Origin of the sequence: Variovorax sp. M-6 (assembly GCF_052114385.1) — a bacterium.
In the GTDB taxonomy this organism is placed as follows: Bacteria; Pseudomonadota; Gammaproteobacteria; order Burkholderiales; family Burkholderiaceae_C; genus Variovorax.
The window spans coordinates 65,702-81,972 of sequence record NZ_JBFREQ010000005.1 but is presented as its reverse complement, the minus strand read 5'-3'; the positions used below and the strand labels follow the sequence as shown (position 1 = coordinate 81,972).

Here is a 16,271-nt window from a genome sequence, read left to right as displayed (position 1 = left end):
ACCGCCCGAATGCTTGCCACGTCGTGTAGCCGCCTCCACCCTGGAGGGGCAACACAGCGGCCCGGCAAAGCCGGTTCCTCGGTGTTTCCGGTATAGCGAACGCTGCGGTCACCGATCGCAGTTCCATCAAAAAATGAGATCGAAGCATGGTTCATGACAACGATCGCGGAGACCAGAACAGCCCCCTGTTGCGCATCGACGGCGTGTCGGTGCGCTTCGGTGGCATCGTGGCGCTCGACGGCGTCTCGTTCGATGTGCGGCGGGGCCAGATCTGCGGCCTCATCGGGCCGAACGGGGCGGGCAAGAGCACGCTGTTCAACTGTCTCTCGCGCCTTTACGAATGCAGCGCCGGCCGCATCGAGTTCGACGGCCATCCGCTTTCGCGCATGCCGCGCCACCGCATGGCGGGTCTCGGCATCGGCCGCACCTTCCAGAACCTCGCATTGTTCCGCACGATGACCGTGCGCGACAACGTGCTGGTGGGCTGTCACAGCAAGCACCACGCGGGCTTCCTGCGCAACGCCTTCCGGCTGCCCGGCGTGGCGGCCATCGAGTCGCAGGCGCGGGCGCGGGCCGACCACCTTGTCCACTTCCTCGAATTGGGCGCGGTGGCCGACCGCGAGGTGGGCGACCTGCCTTTCGGCACGCAGAAGCGCGTCGAGTTGGCGCGCGCGCTGGCGGCCGAGCCGCAACTGCTGTTGCTCGACGAACCGGCCTGCGGCCTCAACCACGAGGAGCTCGAGAGCCTGGGCGCGCTGATACGCGACATCCGCGACCGCCTGCATGTCACCCTGCTGCTGGTGGAGCATCACATGAGCCTGGTGATGGGCGTCTCCGACAGGGTGGTGGCGCTCAATTTCGGCAAGAAGATCGCCGAGGGCACGCCGACCGAAGTGCGTGCGCACCCCGAGGTGATCCGCGCCTACCTGGGTGAAGAAGCGGAAGCGGAGGCCATGGCATGACGACCAACATCCTCGAGGTGCGCGGCCTCCACGCCGCCTACGGCCCCACGCGCGTGCTGCAGGGCGTCGACCTCGACATTCCCACGGGCCAGGTCGTGGCCCTGCTGGGTGCCAACGGCGCCGGCAAGACCACCACGCTGCGCGCGCTGTGCCAGATGATGGTCAGTACCGAGGGCAGCATCATGCTGGCGGGCCAGCGCGTCGACGGCCGCTCTACCGAGCAGATCGCCAAGGCCGGCGTGGGGCACGTGCCCGACGGGCGCGGCACCTTTCTCGGCCTCACGACGGAGGAGAACCTGCGCCTGGGCGCCTACGCCCGCGCCAGCCGGGAGGGCGCGGATGCCGACATGGCGCGCGTGTTCGACTACTTCCCACGCCTGCGCGAGCGTCGCGGCCAGCAGGCCGGAACGCTCTCGGGCGGCGAGCAGCAGATGCTCGCAATCGGCCGCGCGCTGATGGGCAAGCCGCGCCTGCTGCTGCTCGACGAGCCGTCCTTCGGGCTCGCCCCGCTGATCGTGAAGGACATCTTCGCGATCATGCGGCGCATCAACCAGGAAGAGCGCGTGTCGATCCTGCTGGTAGAGCAGAACGCCAAACTCGCGCTCGAGCTGGCCGATTCGGCCTACCTCATCGAGACCGGCCGCATCGTGCTCTCGGGCCCTGCCGCGGAAATCCGCTGCAACGACGCCGTCCGCAAAGCCTATCTGGGCGCATGAAGGGACACGCATGAACGCATTCCTGCATCAACTGCTGGCGGGCCTGGCCACCGGCGGCATCTATGCCAGCGTCGCGCTGGCACTGGTGATGATTTACCAGGCCACGCATCACATCAATTTCGCCCAGGGCGAGATGGCGATGTTTTCGACCTTCATCGCCTGGAGCCTGATGCAGGCGGGGCTGCCTTACTGGGCCGCTTTCGCCGCGACCGTGGCGCTGTCCTTCGTGCTTGCCGCGGTGGTGGAGTTCACCGTGATCCGGCCGATGCACGACAAGCCGGCGCTCTCGGTGGTGGTGGTGTTCATCGGCCTGCTGGTGATCTTCCACAGCCTCGCGGGCTGGCTCTTCGGCTACACCATCAAACGGTTCCCGAGTCCGTTCCCCTCTGACGCGTGGTACGGCAGCGTCATGATGTCTGCGCACGAGGTGGGCGCCATCGGCATCACGCTGGTGATGGTGGCTCTCCTGTTCGCCTTCTTCCGCTTCACGCCGCTGGGCCTGGCGATGCGCGCCGCGGCGCAGAACGCGGCCTCGTCGCGGTTGGTCGGCATCAACGTCGGGCGCATGCTGATGCTGGGCTGGGGCCTCGCCGGGGCGATCGGCGCGGTGGCCGGGATGATCGTCGCGCCCGTGGTGTTCCTCGATCCGCACATGATGTCCGGCGTGCTGCTCTACGCGTTCGCGGGCGCGCTGATCGGCGGCATCGACAGCCCCGTGGGCGCGGTGCTGGGTGGCTTCATCGTCGGCGTACTCGAGAACCTGATCGGCACCTACGTGGTGGGCACCGAACTCAAGCTGTCGGTGGCGCTGGTGCTGATCGTCGGTGTCCTCGTCGTCAAGCCTTCCGGCCTCATGGGCCGCACCGTCGTCACCCGGGTCTGATCGCATGAACTCCTCCCAAGCTTCCTCCACGGCGCTCTCGCCTGTGCCACCGCTGGGCTCGCGCAACGATGTCCGGCCGGCAGCGGCCTCGCGCTCCACGCTCATGTGGGTCAGCGTGCTGATCCTGCTGGCCATCGGGATCACCTTTGTGGCGCGTGGCTACCAGCTGTTCCAGGCGACCATGGTGCTGTCGTACGCCATCGCGCTGCTGGGCCTGAACATCCTCACGGGCTACAACGGACAGATCTCGCTCGGTCACGGGGCCTTCTATGCCATCGGAGCCTACACCACCGGCATCCTCATGGAGCATGCCGGTGCGCCGTACTGGCTCACGATACCGGCAGCCGCCGTGGTGTGCCTGACCGTCGGCTACCTGTTCGGGCGGCCCGCGCTCAAGCTCGATGGGCTGTACCTCGCGCTCGCCACCTTCGCGCTCGGCGTGGCGATGCCGCAGCTACTCAAGTACAAGCACCTCGAGGCGTGGACGGGCGGCGTGCAGGGCATCGTGCTGATGAAACCCGCTGCACCTTTCGGCCTGCCGCTCACCGAGGACCAGTGGCTCTACCTGTTCGCGCTGTTCGTGGCGGTGGTGATGTTCTTCATCGCCCACAACCTTCTGCAAAGCGGCAGCGGCCGGGCCATGCGCGCCATCCGCGACCACGCGATGGCCGCGGAGGCGATGGGCGTGGACAACAATCACTACAAGGCCATGACCTTCGGCGTCTCGGCCGCCTTCACCGGCGTGGGCGGCGCCATCTCGGCCATTGCGGTGCAGTTCGTCGCGCCCGATTCATTCACGCTGTTCCTGTCGATCTCGTTGCTCGTGGGCATCGTGGTGGGCGGCGTGGGCACGCTCTATGGCGCGATCTTCGGCGCCATTTTCATCATGTTCGTGCCCTCGCTTGCCGAGAAGGTCTCGAAGGCCGCTCCCTGGGCGGTGTACGGCGTGGTGCTGATCGCCTTCATGTTCGCGATGCCCGGTGGCGTGGTCGGGCTGCTTCGCAAGATCCAGGCGCGGCTCGCCCGTGGACGATGAATCGGCACGGGTCGCCGCTGCGCTGCAACGGCTGGCGGGTTGTCTGGCGCCCGGCGGTTGTGCGGTCGAGACGGTACGCGCCAGCCGATGTGCCCGTTCCGGTGCTGGTGCACGGCGCGATCGCCATGCTGCTGCCCCGCGCGGTGATGGCCAACTCCGCCACAGACCTGCACGCCTACGCGTCGATGCAGCCCGATCGCTTCAACGGCGTGGAATTCGACCCGGTCGGACCCGCGCTGAGCATGAAGTGAACCGATGAACCACGACGATCCATGCCTTTCGGAGCACCCCGCGCCATGAGCCAGACTGACCACTCGGAATCCCTCCTGTACGAGCGCGACGGCGACGTCGCGATCCTCAGCCTCAACATCCCGAAGCGGCTCAACCCGCTCACCATGCCGCTGCAGCAGGCGCTGCGCGAGCGGCTCGCGCAATTGCACGAGGAAGGCAAGGTGCGCGCCGTGGTGCTGACCGGTGTGGGCAAGTCCTTCTGCGTCGGTGCCGACCTCGGCAGTATGGGCGCGACCGAATCCGGCAGCCTGGGCCAGCACACGGCGGACGCGATGGAGGCGCTGTCGAATCGTCTCATCGAAGACCTGCGCAGCCTCCCCTTTCCGGTGGTGAGCGCCGTCAACGGTGCCGTCGCAGGCGCCGGCGTGGGCCTGGCGCTGGCGGCCGATGTGGTGCTGGTGGCGCGCTCGGCGTACTTCTATTTGCCCTTCATGCCGCGCCTGGGCATCGTGCCCGACCTCGGCACCACCTGGTTCCTGGAACGGCTCGTGGGCCGGGCGCGCGCCGTCGGCATGTCGCTGCTCGGCGAACGCCTGTCGGGCGAGCAGGCCGCGCAATGGGGTCTCGTATGGTCCTGCGTGGACGATGCCGAACTGCGCACGCAGGCCGTGGCTGTCGCGCAGCGGCTTGCGCGCCTGCCCGCGCACGCGGCGCGCGAGATCCGCGCCGTGCACGAATCGGCCGCGAGCCAGTCGCTGGTTGGGCAGATGCGCTATGAAGCGGAGCGCCAGCGCGAACTGATCGACCGTCCGGAATTCGCCGAAGGCGTCGCGGCATTCATGGAGAAGCGCGACCCCGTTTTCCGCCTGCCGTGAGCCAAGCCGCTTTTCCGGCCGCGTCGCCGGATCTCGAGTTCGACCCCGAACGGCTGCACGAGCATCTGCGGCACGCGCTGCCCGGCATCGCTTTCGCCGAGCGTCGCGCGTACTACTTCGCGATGGCCTAGACGCTGGCCCGCCTGCACGCGGTGGACCTGGCAATGGGACGCTTCGCGCACCCGCGCGGACGCCAACATCGATCGCCTCGTCGAATGGCTGCCCGCGAACATCCCGCCGGACGACCGGACCACCATCGCGCACGGCGACTTCCGCTTTGGCAATCTCATGTTCCACCCATCGCGGCACGCGCGAAGAGCGGGAGCGCGGCCGCCCAGGACGCGCAGCAGGTCGGCGCGCAGGCCGCCGGATTCGCGCGCCGGGCCGCAGCCCTGATCGACTAGATGCCATGAAGGACTGCCCCCGGCGGGGGGTGGGAGCGCGACACGCAGTGCGCGCGACCCGGGGGCGAGCTCTATGTCATGCCACCTTGCGGCTGCGACCTTCCCAGTGCGGCTCGCGAAGCTTGTACTTGAGCATCTTGCCTGCCGGCGAAAGGGGAATCTCGCCGCGGAACTCCACGCTGCGCGGGCACTTGTAGCCTGCGATCTGTGTCTTGCAGTGGGCCACCAGGGCCTGTGCGTCCAGCGTCGTGCCCTCGCGCAGCACCACCACCGCGTGCACGCGCTCGCCCCACTGGTCGTCGGGCACGCCGACCACGGCGCACATCGAGACCTGCGGCAGTTGCGTGATCGCGTTCTCGACCTCGGCCGAGTAGATGTTTTCGCCGCCGCTCACGATCATGTCCTTGAGCCGGTCCACCACGTAGACGAATCCGTCGGCGTCCATGACGCCGCCGTCGCCGGTGTGCATCCAGCCGTCGCGCAGCACCTCGGCGGTCTGCTCGGACTTGTTCCAGTAGCCGGCCATCACCATCGGCCCGCGCGCGGCGATCTCGCCGACAGTCCCATTGGGCACGGGGCGGCCTTCGGCATCGACGATGCGAACCTCGGCGATGGGCACCGGCCGGCCCGCCGAGCGTCGGCGCGCGGCCGGCTGGTCGGGGAGATGGCACCACGCGGGCAGCACGCTGACCACGGGCGACAGCTCGGTCATGCCGTAGAGCTGGCAGAAGCCGGCGCGCGGCAACTTCTCGATGGCGTGCAACAGCAGGGCGTCGTCGATGGGGGCGGCGCCGTAGAGCACCAGTTGCATGCTGGTGGTGTCGAACTCTGCGAAACGCGGATGTTCGATGAGCCGCTTGAGCATGGTGGGCACCATGAAGGTCTCGCTGGCGCGCTCGTTCTGGATCGCTTCCAGCACCTTCACTTCATCGAAGGCCGGGATGATGACCTGCGTGCACAGCCGCATCATCAGTTGCAGCGTGAGGCTGGTGCCGCCCACGTGGAACATCGGCGCCATGCACAGGCCCACGGCTTCGGGCGGGCGCGTGGCGGCTATGTTGGCCGAGAGCTGGCCAGCGTAGAGGTTGCCGTGCGTCAGCATGACGCCCTTGGGCAGGCCGGTGGTGCCGCCGGTATACATCACGGCGGCCAGGTCGGCGCCGCCGCGCCGGGCGTCGGGCACGGCCTGCGCCTGCGCCATCAGCGCCTCGGCGTCGGCCATGCCCTCGGGCGCGGGGCCGTCGCCGAAGTGCACCAGCGTCTTGAGCGAGCGCGAGAGTCCGCGCTGCTGCTGCGCGAGGCCACCGAAGTGCGCATCGGCCAGCAGGATGCGGGTGTCGCAATCGTCCAGCGAGTACGCGACTTCGCGCGCACTCCAGCGGATGTTGACCGGGTTGATCACGCCGCCCGCCCACCAGGCGGCGTAGAGGAATTCTACGTAGCGGTCGGAGTTCAGGGCCAGCAGGCCCACGCGGTCGCCCGGCTGGAGGCCGAGCGATTGCAGCACGGCCGCGAGCCGCGCCACGCGGTCAACGAACTGGGCAAAGGTATGGCGGCGCTCGCCGCACACGAGGGCGGTGGCATTCGGGCGTTCCTGCAAGGCTTTGTGCAGGGGCTGGGTCAGGTCCATGGACTGCGGTCTCCGTCGAATCGTCGTTGTGCGCCGAGTATGGATGGGAAGCGACCGCGCCTGCATCGTCGAAAGCGACGGGATCTGATGCGGGTCTGGCCCGCGACCTGGCCATGGTGCCCTGCTGAGCGCGGTGCCCACCACTTCTTGCGGTGCAGCGCCTTGTCGGCGAGTTCTGGCGGGGCCGAGGCTGAGGTCCATGTGGCTGACCTTCGATTCGGCGAGAGGGCGCGCGTCAGCCGCGCGGAACGTGCAGTTGCTGGACGGTGCGATGGCGGCGCGGATGTCTCCTGCGTGGACTCATGCTAGGGGTAACCCTCGAGCGCTCTCAATCGTCCGTTCCGACGATGTGATGCGAAGAGGGGGCTGCCTACCATCCAGCCCGAACGCCGCACGAGGTCGGGTCAGAGGCCAGCGGCCGGCAACTTCCCACTCACGAGAACGACGGAGACAAGTCCACCATGACACGTGTCACTCTTCTTGCTCTTCGCCCGTCGCGGCGTCGCTCCGATCGAGCGCATGCAGCTGGTGCGCTTCAACGGTAGCGCCATGAGCCTTTCGGCAAGGTGCTGGGCGACTGACCGCCTGTGATGCGTACCTGTTTCCCCTCTTCTCTTTCCATTGGAGCTTCCATGACCTCTTTCGTTCGAATGGCCGCCCTGGGCGGCGCAGCCCTCCTCTTGACCGCCGCCGGTGCGGCCTTTGCGCAGAAGAAGTACGACGTCGGCGCGTCCGACACCGAGATCAAGCTTGGCATGGCGATGCCGTACAGCGGCCCGGTCTCGTCGTACGGCATTGTCGGCAAGGTCAATGAAGCCTATTTCAAGATGGTCAATGACAAGGGCGGCATCAATGGCCGCAAGGTCACGCTGATCAGCTACGACGACCAGTACTCGCCGCCACGCACTACGGAGGTGGTGCGCAAGCTGGTGGAACAGGACGAAGTGCTCGCGGTGTACGGGAACCTGGGGTCGGCATCGAACTCGGCGATCCAGCGCTACATGAACGCGAAGAAAGTGCCGCACCTGTTCCTCGGCGTGGGTGCAGACCGCTTCAATGATCCCAAGGCCTACCCATGGACCACGCCGTACATGCCGAGCTACGAGGGTGAGGGCAGCCTCTACGCGAGGAACATCCTCAAGACCATGCCCAACGCGAAGATCGCCGTGCTCTACCAGAACGACGATTTCGGCAAGGACCTTCTCAAAGGCCTGAAGAAGGGGCTCGGCGACAAGGCCTCGATGGTGGTGGCCGAGGCCTCTTTCGAAGTGGCTGATCCGACGGTCGATTCGCAGATCATCAAGCTGCAGTCCTCGGGCGCCGACGTATTCGTCAACTTCGCGACGGCGCGTTTTGCCGCACAGGCCATCCGCAAAGCCTGGGACATCGGTTGGAAGCCGAAGCAGCAATACCTGACCTACGTGTCGGCCTACGTGAAGATGACGCTGGAGCCCGCGGGCCTGGAGAAATCCAAGGGCATCATGGCCATGGCCTTCTTCAAGGATGCCGCCCAACAGCGCTGGGCCAACGACCCGGCCACGCAGGAGTTTCTGGCCTTCATGAAGAAGTACGCGCCCGACGAGGACGTGAACAACGCCGCCGGCGTCTATGGTTACGGCGTGGCCCAGGCCATGGAGACCGTACTCAAGGCCTCGGGCGACAACCTGACGCGCGAGAACGTGCTCAAGCAGGCGACCACGCTGAAGAACATGCGCACCGGCATGCTGCTGCCAGGCATCGCACTGACCAACTCGAACGCCGACTATTTCCCGTTCAACACGTTGCAACTTGTGCAGTTCAACGGCAAGGAATTCGAGCCTCTCGGCGAGTCGATTGCCGTGAAGTAGTCGTTTGAAGATCGAGGAACCATCAGGAGACAACCGATGTTCGGATTGATGCGGGATCGTCCGCTGTTGATCTCTTTGGACTTGACCCTGTTGCGCGGACGAAATGGGACTTGATTCTCAGGTCGAATGAATGGCAGCGAAGACTTGTCTGCCAGCGGCGTGGGGCATGCCACGCAGACGCCGAGGCTTCAGTTCCGCCTGGCGTTGAACACTCGCGTCAGAGCGCCCCATGAGAGGCCACAACTTGTCAGGCGACTTGTCCACCTCTGCAAAGGAGGCGTGCGCCCAAAGCAGGCACCAAGGGGTCGCGATGAGCGGGAGGCGTTGAAGCAACGTGAGCCTTCTCCACATAAGTTGCGCGACACCAGTCTAAGTCGGCTTCTGGCCGGGTGCCGTCGGTCGCAAGGCACATCGCAAGCTCAAGTCATTGGGGTGCAAGCGCCGCGAAATCTGCACGCTCTCGCCTAGATTTCCTTCAACACTTCTGCACCCGGTGCGGTCATGCTCGGTGTGAATTCGATAACGTCCACGCGAGCGCATCCGCTCTTTGCAAAGGGGTCTTGCTCCAAAATTGCGTCGAGTTCTTGTCGGTTGCCTGAGCGCGCGAGTATCACGCCGCCTTTGCGGGGCACCTGCCGTCCTGACGCGATGAAGAGGCCGCTGTCGTAGTGCTTCTTCAACCAGCCGACGTGCTGGGACATGAGCTCGTCAAGCTCCTCGAGCGGACGGATGTACGTCAGAGTAACAATGAACATGGGGACCTCGTTCCTAGATTGGAAATGGGGTGGCGCACGCGAACTTCTGCTGGTGGCCGAACTTTGCCACACGACCGACGATGGTCAGTTTTGCCCCAAAACACCTGAGCAGCAGGCACAGCGGGTCAGCGGTTTGCGCCGGAGCGCTTCTTCGTAGCGACCTTTGCCACTGACGCCTTCTTCGCGGCCGGCTTCTTCTGAGGCACCTTCGTCGCAGCAGGCTTCCCGGCAGCCGGCTTCTGTCGCGCTGCCGCGCCGCCCTTGCGCAGGACGGCCTCCCAGGCCAGGCGGGCCCAGCGTGCCGCTTCCTCGCGGTCTTCATAGATTTCGGGCGGCGCTTCCACGTACGAGGTCGGCGTCAGCTTGCCCGAGCGCATGTACTCGAAGGGCGCGAGCCCCTTCGCCTCGAACGTCGCTCGGCTCTCCTCGTCGGTCTTGAGGTACAGGCGCTCGCCGCTCACCAGGCCGAACATGCGCCCCTCGTGGAAGATGCCGTGGCCGCCGAACATGCGGCGGGCTGACACACGGCCGAAGCGCTCGAACACTTCGGGGAGTTCTTCGGCCAGCTTCACCGTTTTGTGCCCCGTGCCATGAGGAAGTGCTGGCGGACCGATAACCAAGGGCTCATGGCGCGTAGGAAAGAAGAGTGGTTCGGAGCGAAATTCTGACCGAGGTCGGAAGGTCCTGAGTTGGCCGATTGTTGTCCCCATCTCGGTCAGTGCGCACACGCTCACGATGGCGTCGTTGTGAGCCTGCGACGAGGGTGCGCTTTTGGCCGCTGACGACTGTTGGCCGCATCCTGCCGCTACCGTGACCACCAAGTTTCGGCCGGGCCATGCGTTGCTGCGGATGAAACCTCTCAGGCTGCTGTCGGCTTTGTGCAGTTTCTCACCGGCAAACGTAGCTTCGAAACTTGGACCACCGATGAGGACAACGGCTACGGGTTGAACGCCAACCAGAGGACAAGCGGGTCGCGATGGGGCGCGTCAAGGTCAGCGACGCTCGTGGGCTTAGATTTCGCGTCACCTGTGTCCGTCCGGTTTTGGCCGGCCGGAGCCGGCTGCGTGCGGTCGGCAACGCTCTTCAGGACAGGTGCTTCCCAACGAGACCCGACATTTCGAACATCGTCACCTCGGGCTTGCCCATCACCGCTTGAAGCTTGGCATCACAAAGGATATTGCGCTTGTTCGCTGGGTTTTGGAGGTTGTTCAGCTTGATGTAGTCCCACAGCAGCTTGGTGACCTCGGTTCGAGGCTGGGGTGCGGAGCCAATGACGGCTGCGAGCTCGACGCTGGGTGTCAGGGGGCGCGTGAACGCCGTTTGCTTCTTGGCAGTGGTCATGTTTGTCTCGGCAAAGCGGTGAATTCTACGAGCGCCCCCCAAAAGGTTTCGCTGGGCGCGGCTCCGAACGGCGGCTGTGGGTCATGTCCGTCGGTCAGTTCTTGGCAAATTGGAAGGCAGGCATGAAGGTCCGATGTTGGCCGAACTGAGTCTCTGGCCGTGGCTCGGCCTCGATCCCGGTCTCGTAAGTCGAAGACCTGCGGCTGACTCGCGCTCACGAACTCACCGCAGACAAGGCCGCCGGCACTTGCTCAGCCAGAAATTCGTACACCGCCCGAATGCGTGGGCTGGTTCGGATCTCGCGGTGCACGGTGAGCCAAATGGGGAAACGCGGCAGCTTCAGCGTCGGCAGCAGCGGCTGCACCTTGGGTTCGGAGCGCATCAGGTACTCGTTGATGAAACCCACGCCCAGGCCAGCGCGCACAGCGGCCCGTTGCGCCATCAGGTCGTCGCTGCGCAGGCCGAAGCGCAGCGTACCCGACGCGATGCCCATCGCCACGACGTGGCGACGCAGGTCGTTTTCCTGGTCGCTACCCACCAACAGGTGTGCGCGGAGGTCTTCCGGCCGTAGCGGCTTGCCGTTGCGTCGCAGATAGTCGCGGTGCGCGCGTATCGGCTCTCGATCTTCGCGCGCTCGGCCGCGAGCTGGGCGCACCTGGTTGCGCGGTGGGAGTCGCCTGTGTTGACCTGGGCCTGCTGGTTGCGCACCGCCTTGCCTTGCTCCGCCTGCTGGACTTGCTGGTCCCAAGGCACGTCCGCCACGTTCTCTATCCGGTCAATGAGGGCGTTGTGCTGGCTGCAATGTGCCTGGGCCCAGAACGTCGAGCCGTCTCGCACCCGCGGGCCGCGTTTCAGCAACGCGTTGACGTATTTTGCAAGGGGCTTCCCATCTTCCGCCCTTAGCGAATGGCCCGCCCAGCAACTGTAGCGAGAGTAGCAGTAGCAAATGGCCGAGGGTGGCGCCATCCGGCACTAGTTGGCATTGCTGCGACTTGCTGTGGTTCAACTGGTTATTGAACCGGATTCGTTGCGCTTTCCCTATCGACGGAGGGAGCAGCAGCAGGGTCCTCAACAGCGCTCAACAAATTTTAGGGGCATGGAGTGGCCCCGTGCCGACTGAGGAAGAGCCCTCAGGGCTAGGTCACTGGAACGGAAGGCGGCGCGCCTCCAGGCCGAAATCCCGCGCGAGAAGCTCCAGCACGTTCCCTTCGCCGCAGAGATGTCCGGCCCCCACTAGGAACAGGGCGTTTTTCGGTGTCCGCGCTGCAGCGGCGATTGTTGGCGCCCAGTGGGTGTTGCGGCTGTCGAACATGGCCTTGCGCACCGACGGCAGGATGTCCGAACGCATCAAGGCGGTCATTCCCGGAACGTTGTGAGCTCGCCAGCTTCGGTAGAACTTCTCGAACTTGGCCTTTTCCTGCGGCGTCCGTTTCAGCCTGGCGCGAATGAGGTGCTCGAAGTCGGCGAGCGGCACGCCGTCAAAGGCTTGGATCAAGCTGCCGAGGTCTTCAAGCTCCGAGATCGTTTTCCCGCCATTCGCCGCGATCTGCTCGGCGAGAAACTCGACGCCCTCGTCCATTGCGACATCAAGCCCGGAAGTCACGAGCCATACCGAGGGGAGGTTTGCAGCTTCCAGCGCTCCAAGGAGAGCGGTGGGCCAGAAGGATCCGATCTTCGTCTGCAGGTCTGCAGGCAAAGCGTCTGCGCGGTGGGGGGAAGTTGGCTTTGCCAAGGACGGTCCATGCTTCAGCAGCATCTCTACCCACAGCTCGTCCGCCCACGCCAGAGCGTTCTTTGTTGGGCCGATCCAGCGCGGCTGGTTGGGCGGCACTCGATGCATCGTGCCCAGGATTCGGGCGTTCGTTCCGACGAGCTCGTAAAGCATGGTTGGCGATCTCCGGAGGCGGAAACCCATGTACCGACGGCTACATGGTGGCTACATGGGCGCGTTTGGGCGCCTCAACGAAAAAATAATGCTATCTATTTGATAGCAGGCATTTCTAATGCCCATGCAGGCTTGTTGGTGGTGGGCCCTGAGTGACTCGAACACTCGACCTGCGGATTTAGAGTCCGACGCTCAAGCGAGATGTCGACAACCGACGCGCCTTTTCCGGCATATCTTGTCATTTTTCGTTCCGGCATATCTTGTCATTCCCGCCAAGTTATTCCGGAATCCACAACACTGAAACACGCCAGCGCAATGGCGCGGCATTCCTTCGCAAAAATACTTGCAATCGGTACCGCAAGTAAATATCATCGCCGCATGGCTTCTTCTTCCCCAGTAGAAATTGATTCGCGCGGCCTGGAGCGCGACGTGGTTCCGGTTCCGGAAAAGCGCGCGCGTCGAACCCAGGCCGAGCGCGTGGCCGAATCGGATCGCCGGCTGCTCGAGGCCGCCACGCGACTGATCGCCACCCGGGGCTACACGCAGACCACGCTCGAAGCCACGGGCATCGAGGCCGGCTACAGCCGCGGCCTGGTGCAGCATCGCTTCGGCACCAAGGATCGCCTGCTCGAAGAGCTGATCAAGCACATCGCCAGCGCCCACCGGGAGCGACTTCTGGTCCGGCTCAAGGGCCTGTCCGGCCTCGACGCGATCTTCTGCGAGATCGACTGCTACCTCGAAGGCATGGACGATCCGCCCGTGAGTTCGCGCGCCTTCTTTGTGCTGATGCTCGAATCCATCGGCCCGGCGCCTCACATCCGCCCGACCTTCGCCGCCATCAGCGCACGCTGGCACCGGGCCATCGCCCGTCAGATCGAGGCCGGGCAGAAGGCGGGCCAGATCCGTCCCGAGATTCATCCCGCGAACGAGGCGCAGCTGCTGATCGCCACCGTGCGCGGCCTGCGCACCCAGTCGATGCTGCATCCGACGACCAGCCACATCGCCGTGGCCATCCAGGCGCTGAAGGACAGCCTCGTTGCGCGGCTGCTGATGCCGACGCCGCGCGCCTAGCGGCACCCGTCCCCCTTTGCCGTCGCGACCTGCGAACTGCGTGACCGACGCAGGGCGGGCCGCCGCATGGCGACCGATTTCCACTGACCGATTCTTGACTTGAAGGAGACACTCTCATGCCCATTCGATGGCTCAGGACCTGCCTGATCGCCGCTGCCACAGCGAGTCTGGCGACGCTGGCGCAGGCCGGCGACTACCCCACCAAGCCGATCAAGCTGGTGGTGGGCTTCGCGCCCGGCGGCGCATCCGACATCGTGGCGCGCCTGCTGCAGCCCGAGCTGCAGAAGCGGCTCGGCCAGCCGATCGTCATCGACAACCGGCCGGGCGCCAACGGCAACATCGCCAACGAGGTCGTGGCGCGCGCCGAGCCCGACGGCTACACCTTGCTGCTCGGGAATCCGGGTCCGCTGGTGCTGAATCCCTATCTCTACAAGCACGTGTCGGTCGACCCGGCCAAGGCCTTCGTGCCGGTCACCCAGTTGACCGAGAGCCCGATGGTGGTCGTGGTGCATGCCTCGTCGCCGGTCAAGTCGATGCGCGAACTCATCGCCAAGGCGCAGCAGAATCCGGGCAAGCTGTCCTATGGCACGGCCGGCAACGGCAGCTCCATGCATGTGGCCGGCGCGACCCTGGAGATGGCGGCCAAGGTCAAGCTGATCCACGTGCCCTACAAGGGCAGCGGCCCGGCCATCAACGATCTGCTGGCCGGCCTGCTGGACTTCATGCCCGACAGCCGTTCGACCACCTGGCCGTTGATCCGCGACGGCCGCCTGCGCGCACTCGCGGTGACCGGCGCCACCCGCGCGGCCGACCTGCCCAACGTGCCGACGGTTGCCGAATCCGGCGTGCCTGATTTCAACGTCACGACCTGGCTCGGGATCGTCGCGCCGGCCGGCACGCCGAAGGAAGTGGTGCAGAAACTGCACGCGGCCTTTGCCGACGCGATGAAGGTGCCGGCGGTCGCCGCGCGCTTCGAGGACCTGGGCACCACGACCAAGGGCAGCACGCCCGAGGCCTTCGGCAAGGACCTGGCGCGCGAGCGCAATGAAGCGCGCCTGCTGGTGCAGCAGACCGGGATGTCGATCGAATGACGGCGCCGGTGACCGAACAGGCAGCCGCCGCCCGGTGCGAGCGCGTGTTGCAGGCCGCACGTTGCACGCGATGCGGGGGCCACAGCTTTCCGGCGCATGTGCCGGGCTGCCGCCACTGCGGTGCGACGCGCGGAGAGCTGGAAGAAGTCGACTGCATGGGCGCCGTGCGCTTGCGCAACTTCGTCACCGTGCACGCGCCGCTCGCCCCGGGCCTTGAAGTGCCCTGTGTGATCGGCGAGGTGGCGCTGTGCCCCGGCGTGGTGGAAGAGGTTCTGCTCGACGTCGCGAACGAGGATCGGTTGACGCTGGGCATGGCGATCTCGCCGGCCTGGTCAGAGACGACGGCGGGCGGCGGCTGGGTCTTCAGGCCCTGCGACGTGGAGGCCGTGCGATGAGCGCGCTCCTGACGCAACGCGCGGTGCACGTCATCGGCATCGGCATGCACGCCTACCAGTTTCCGACCGAGACCCCTTACGTGGAACTCGGCCTCGTGGCGGTGCGTGCCGCCTTGGACGATGCGGGCCTGGCCTGGCCCCAGGTGCAGAGTGCCTTTGTCGGCACGGCCGCGCTGGGCATGGCGGCCGGACGCGTGATGCTGCGGCACCTGGGCTCCACCGGACTGGAAGTGGCGCAGGTCGAGAACGCTTCGGCCTCGGGGTCGACGGCCTTCCGGCTGGCCTGCCAGCAGGTGGCCTCGGGCGAGCGCGACGTGGCGCTCGCCGTGGGCGTGGACAAGTTCGGCGACGGCCGCCGCGCGGTGCTCAAGGATGGCTTGGCGCCGCTCAGCCCGACCGCCAACGTCCCGCTGGTGAAGTTCGCGCTCCTCGCGCGGCGCTGCATGCGGGAGCGGGGCTGGAGTCTCGAAGACCTGGCGCAGGTCGCGGTCAAGAACCACGGCAACGCGGCGCTGAATCCCTATGCGCAATTCAGGAAGCCGCGCACGCTGGAGCAGGTGCTGGCATCGCCGCGCATCGCCGGCGACCTGACCGGCATGCAGTGCTGCCCGCGTGGCGAGGGTGCGGCGGCGGCCATCGTGGTTTCCGACGACGCCATGCGGCGCCTCGGCCTGAACCGGTCGCGCGCGGTGCGCGTGCTGTCCTCGGTCGCGAGCAGCGAAGAGCTGGCGCAGGACGCGCCGGCGTTGGTCGAGCTGGTGCGAAAGTCGTCCGCCGCTGCGCTGGCGCAGGCCGGCGTCGGTGCACGCGAACTCGACATCGTCGAGCTGCACGATGCCTTTTCCATCGAGGAGCTTCTCTACAGCGAGGCCGTGGGCGTGTGCGAAACGGGAGAGGGTGCCGCCTACCTCGCGCGCGGCGCCTCGCGCATCGGCGGCGAATGCGCCATCAATCCTTCGGGCGGATTGATCGGCATGGGCCACCCGCTGGGGCCGACCGGTGTCGGCCAGGTGGCGGAAATCGTGCGGCAACTGCGCGGCGAAGCGCAGGACCGCCAGCACCCCGGGGCGCGCCTGGGCCTGGCCCACATGATCGGTCTCGGTTCCGTGGCGGTTGCCCACGTGCTCGGCCGCGCCTGATCCGGTTCTC

The 16,271-nt window shown here is 66.0% G+C and carries 18 protein-coding genes and 1 pseudogene; 13 read left to right on the top strand and 6 right to left on the bottom strand.

Features of this window, described 5'->3' with window-relative positions; translation table 11 throughout:
- The first annotated feature begins 146 nt into the window (after nucleotides 1-146).
- From AB4Z46_RS07740 to AB4Z46_RS07705, 8 genes and pseudogenes are all read left to right on the top strand, one after another.
- Nucleotides 147-962 carry an ABC transporter ATP-binding protein gene (locus AB4Z46_RS07740; RefSeq protein ID WP_442282903.1) on the top strand — a complete coding sequence of 272 codons (816 nt, stop codon included), beginning with the start codon at nucleotides 147-149 and terminating at the stop codon, nucleotides 960-962.
- Complete coding sequence (locus AB4Z46_RS07735; RefSeq protein WP_442282902.1) at nucleotides 959-1,678, top strand: ABC transporter ATP-binding protein; 720 nt, start codon at nucleotides 959-961, stop codon at nucleotides 1,676-1,678. The genes AB4Z46_RS07740 and AB4Z46_RS07735 overlap by 4 nt, the downstream gene beginning before the upstream one ends.
- A 10-nt stretch (nucleotides 1,679-1,688) precedes the next feature.
- Nucleotides 1,689-2,561: a branched-chain amino acid ABC transporter permease gene (locus tag AB4Z46_RS07730; protein WP_442282901.1), complete on the top strand. Its 873-nt coding sequence runs from the start codon at nucleotides 1,689-1,691 to the stop codon at nucleotides 2,559-2,561.
- Between the two features lie 103 nt (nucleotides 2,562-2,664).
- Nucleotides 2,665-3,597, top strand: coding sequence for a branched-chain amino acid ABC transporter permease (locus AB4Z46_RS07725; protein WP_442283064.1), 933 nt, complete (start codon nucleotides 2,665-2,667; stop codon nucleotides 3,595-3,597).
- 89 nt (nucleotides 3,598-3,686) lie between these two features.
- Nucleotides 3,687-3,848, top strand: coding sequence for a hypothetical protein (locus AB4Z46_RS07720; RefSeq protein WP_442282900.1), 162 nt, complete (start codon nucleotides 3,687-3,689; stop codon nucleotides 3,846-3,848).
- Between the two features lie 45 nt (nucleotides 3,849-3,893).
- A complete protein-coding gene (locus tag AB4Z46_RS07715) occupies nucleotides 3,894-4,703 on the top strand; it encodes an enoyl-CoA hydratase-related protein (protein ID WP_442282899.1) in 810 nt (269 codons plus the stop codon).
- A complete protein-coding gene (locus AB4Z46_RS07710; RefSeq protein ID WP_442282898.1) occupies nucleotides 4,700-4,834 on the top strand; it encodes a hypothetical protein in 135 nt (44 codons plus the stop codon). The genes AB4Z46_RS07715 and AB4Z46_RS07710 overlap by 4 nt, the downstream gene beginning before the upstream one ends.
- Before the next feature lie 43 nt (nucleotides 4,835-4,877).
- Nucleotides 4,878-5,099 (top strand): annotated as a pseudogene (locus AB4Z46_RS07705) (phosphotransferase); the annotation flags it as partial.
- Between the two features lie 84 nt (nucleotides 5,100-5,183).
- Here the strand turns inward: AB4Z46_RS07705 and AB4Z46_RS07700 are convergent.
- Complete coding sequence (locus tag AB4Z46_RS07700; protein WP_442282897.1) at nucleotides 5,184-6,737, bottom strand: long-chain-fatty-acid--CoA ligase; 1,554 nt, start codon at nucleotides 6,735-6,737, stop codon at nucleotides 5,184-5,186.
- Between the two features lie 632 nt (nucleotides 6,738-7,369).
- Between AB4Z46_RS07700 and AB4Z46_RS07695 the strand changes: the two genes are divergently transcribed.
- Nucleotides 7,370-8,584, top strand: a complete 1,215-nt coding sequence (locus AB4Z46_RS07695) for an ABC transporter substrate-binding protein (protein WP_442282896.1) — start codon at nucleotides 7,370-7,372, stop codon at nucleotides 8,582-8,584.
- Between the two features lie 464 nt (nucleotides 8,585-9,048).
- Here the strand turns inward: AB4Z46_RS07695 and AB4Z46_RS07690 are convergent, their stop codons facing one another.
- The 5 genes from AB4Z46_RS07690 to AB4Z46_RS07670 all read right to left on the bottom strand — a co-directional run bounded on the left by AB4Z46_RS07690 (nucleotide 9,049) and on the right by AB4Z46_RS07670 (nucleotide 12,565).
- The gene (locus AB4Z46_RS07690; protein WP_442282895.1) at nucleotides 9,049-9,339 is read right to left on the bottom strand and encodes a YciI family protein; all 291 of its coding nucleotides are present in this window, start codon (nucleotides 9,337-9,339) and stop codon (nucleotides 9,049-9,051) included.
- 125 nt (nucleotides 9,340-9,464) lie between these two features.
- Nucleotides 9,465-9,884, bottom strand: coding sequence for a TfoX/Sxy family protein (locus tag AB4Z46_RS07685; RefSeq protein WP_442282894.1), 420 nt, complete (start codon nucleotides 9,882-9,884; stop codon nucleotides 9,465-9,467).
- Between the two features lie 538 nt (nucleotides 9,885-10,422).
- Entirely contained in the window at nucleotides 10,423-10,680 is a 258-nt protein-coding gene (locus AB4Z46_RS07680; RefSeq protein WP_286656933.1) for an SWIB/MDM2 domain-containing protein, read from the bottom strand.
- 214 nt (nucleotides 10,681-10,894) lie between these two features.
- A complete protein-coding gene (locus AB4Z46_RS07675; RefSeq protein ID WP_442282893.1) occupies nucleotides 10,895-11,335 on the bottom strand; it encodes a substrate-binding domain-containing protein in 441 nt (146 codons plus the stop codon).
- A gap of 486 nt (nucleotides 11,336-11,821) precedes the next feature.
- Nucleotides 11,822-12,565, bottom strand: coding sequence for a TraB/GumN family protein (locus AB4Z46_RS07670; RefSeq protein WP_442282892.1), 744 nt, complete (start codon nucleotides 12,563-12,565; stop codon nucleotides 11,822-11,824).
- A 378-nt stretch (nucleotides 12,566-12,943) separates the two neighbouring features.
- On the opposite strand from AB4Z46_RS07670, the gene AB4Z46_RS07665 reads away from it, so the two are divergent.
- The 4 genes from AB4Z46_RS07665 (at nucleotide 12,944) to AB4Z46_RS07650 (ending at nucleotide 16,261) form a co-directional block, all read left to right on the top strand.
- Nucleotides 12,944-13,636, top strand: coding sequence for a TetR/AcrR family transcriptional regulator (locus tag AB4Z46_RS07665; RefSeq protein WP_442282891.1), 693 nt, complete (start codon nucleotides 12,944-12,946; stop codon nucleotides 13,634-13,636).
- A 116-nt stretch (nucleotides 13,637-13,752) separates the two neighbouring features.
- Nucleotides 13,753-14,727, top strand: a complete 975-nt coding sequence (locus AB4Z46_RS07660; RefSeq protein WP_442282890.1) for a Bug family tripartite tricarboxylate transporter substrate binding protein — start codon at nucleotides 13,753-13,755, stop codon at nucleotides 14,725-14,727.
- Nucleotides 14,724-15,122, top strand: a complete 399-nt coding sequence (locus AB4Z46_RS07655; RefSeq protein ID WP_442282889.1) for a hypothetical protein — start codon at nucleotides 14,724-14,726, stop codon at nucleotides 15,120-15,122. The genes AB4Z46_RS07660 and AB4Z46_RS07655 overlap by 4 nt, the downstream gene beginning before the upstream one ends.
- Nucleotides 15,119-16,261 (top strand): thiolase family protein, encoded by a 1,143-nt coding sequence (locus tag AB4Z46_RS07650; RefSeq protein WP_442282888.1) that lies wholly within the window; start codon nucleotides 15,119-15,121, stop codon nucleotides 16,259-16,261. Before AB4Z46_RS07655 ends, AB4Z46_RS07650 begins: the two co-directional genes overlap by 4 nt.
- The last annotated feature ends 10 nt before the right edge of the window (nucleotides 16,262-16,271 follow it).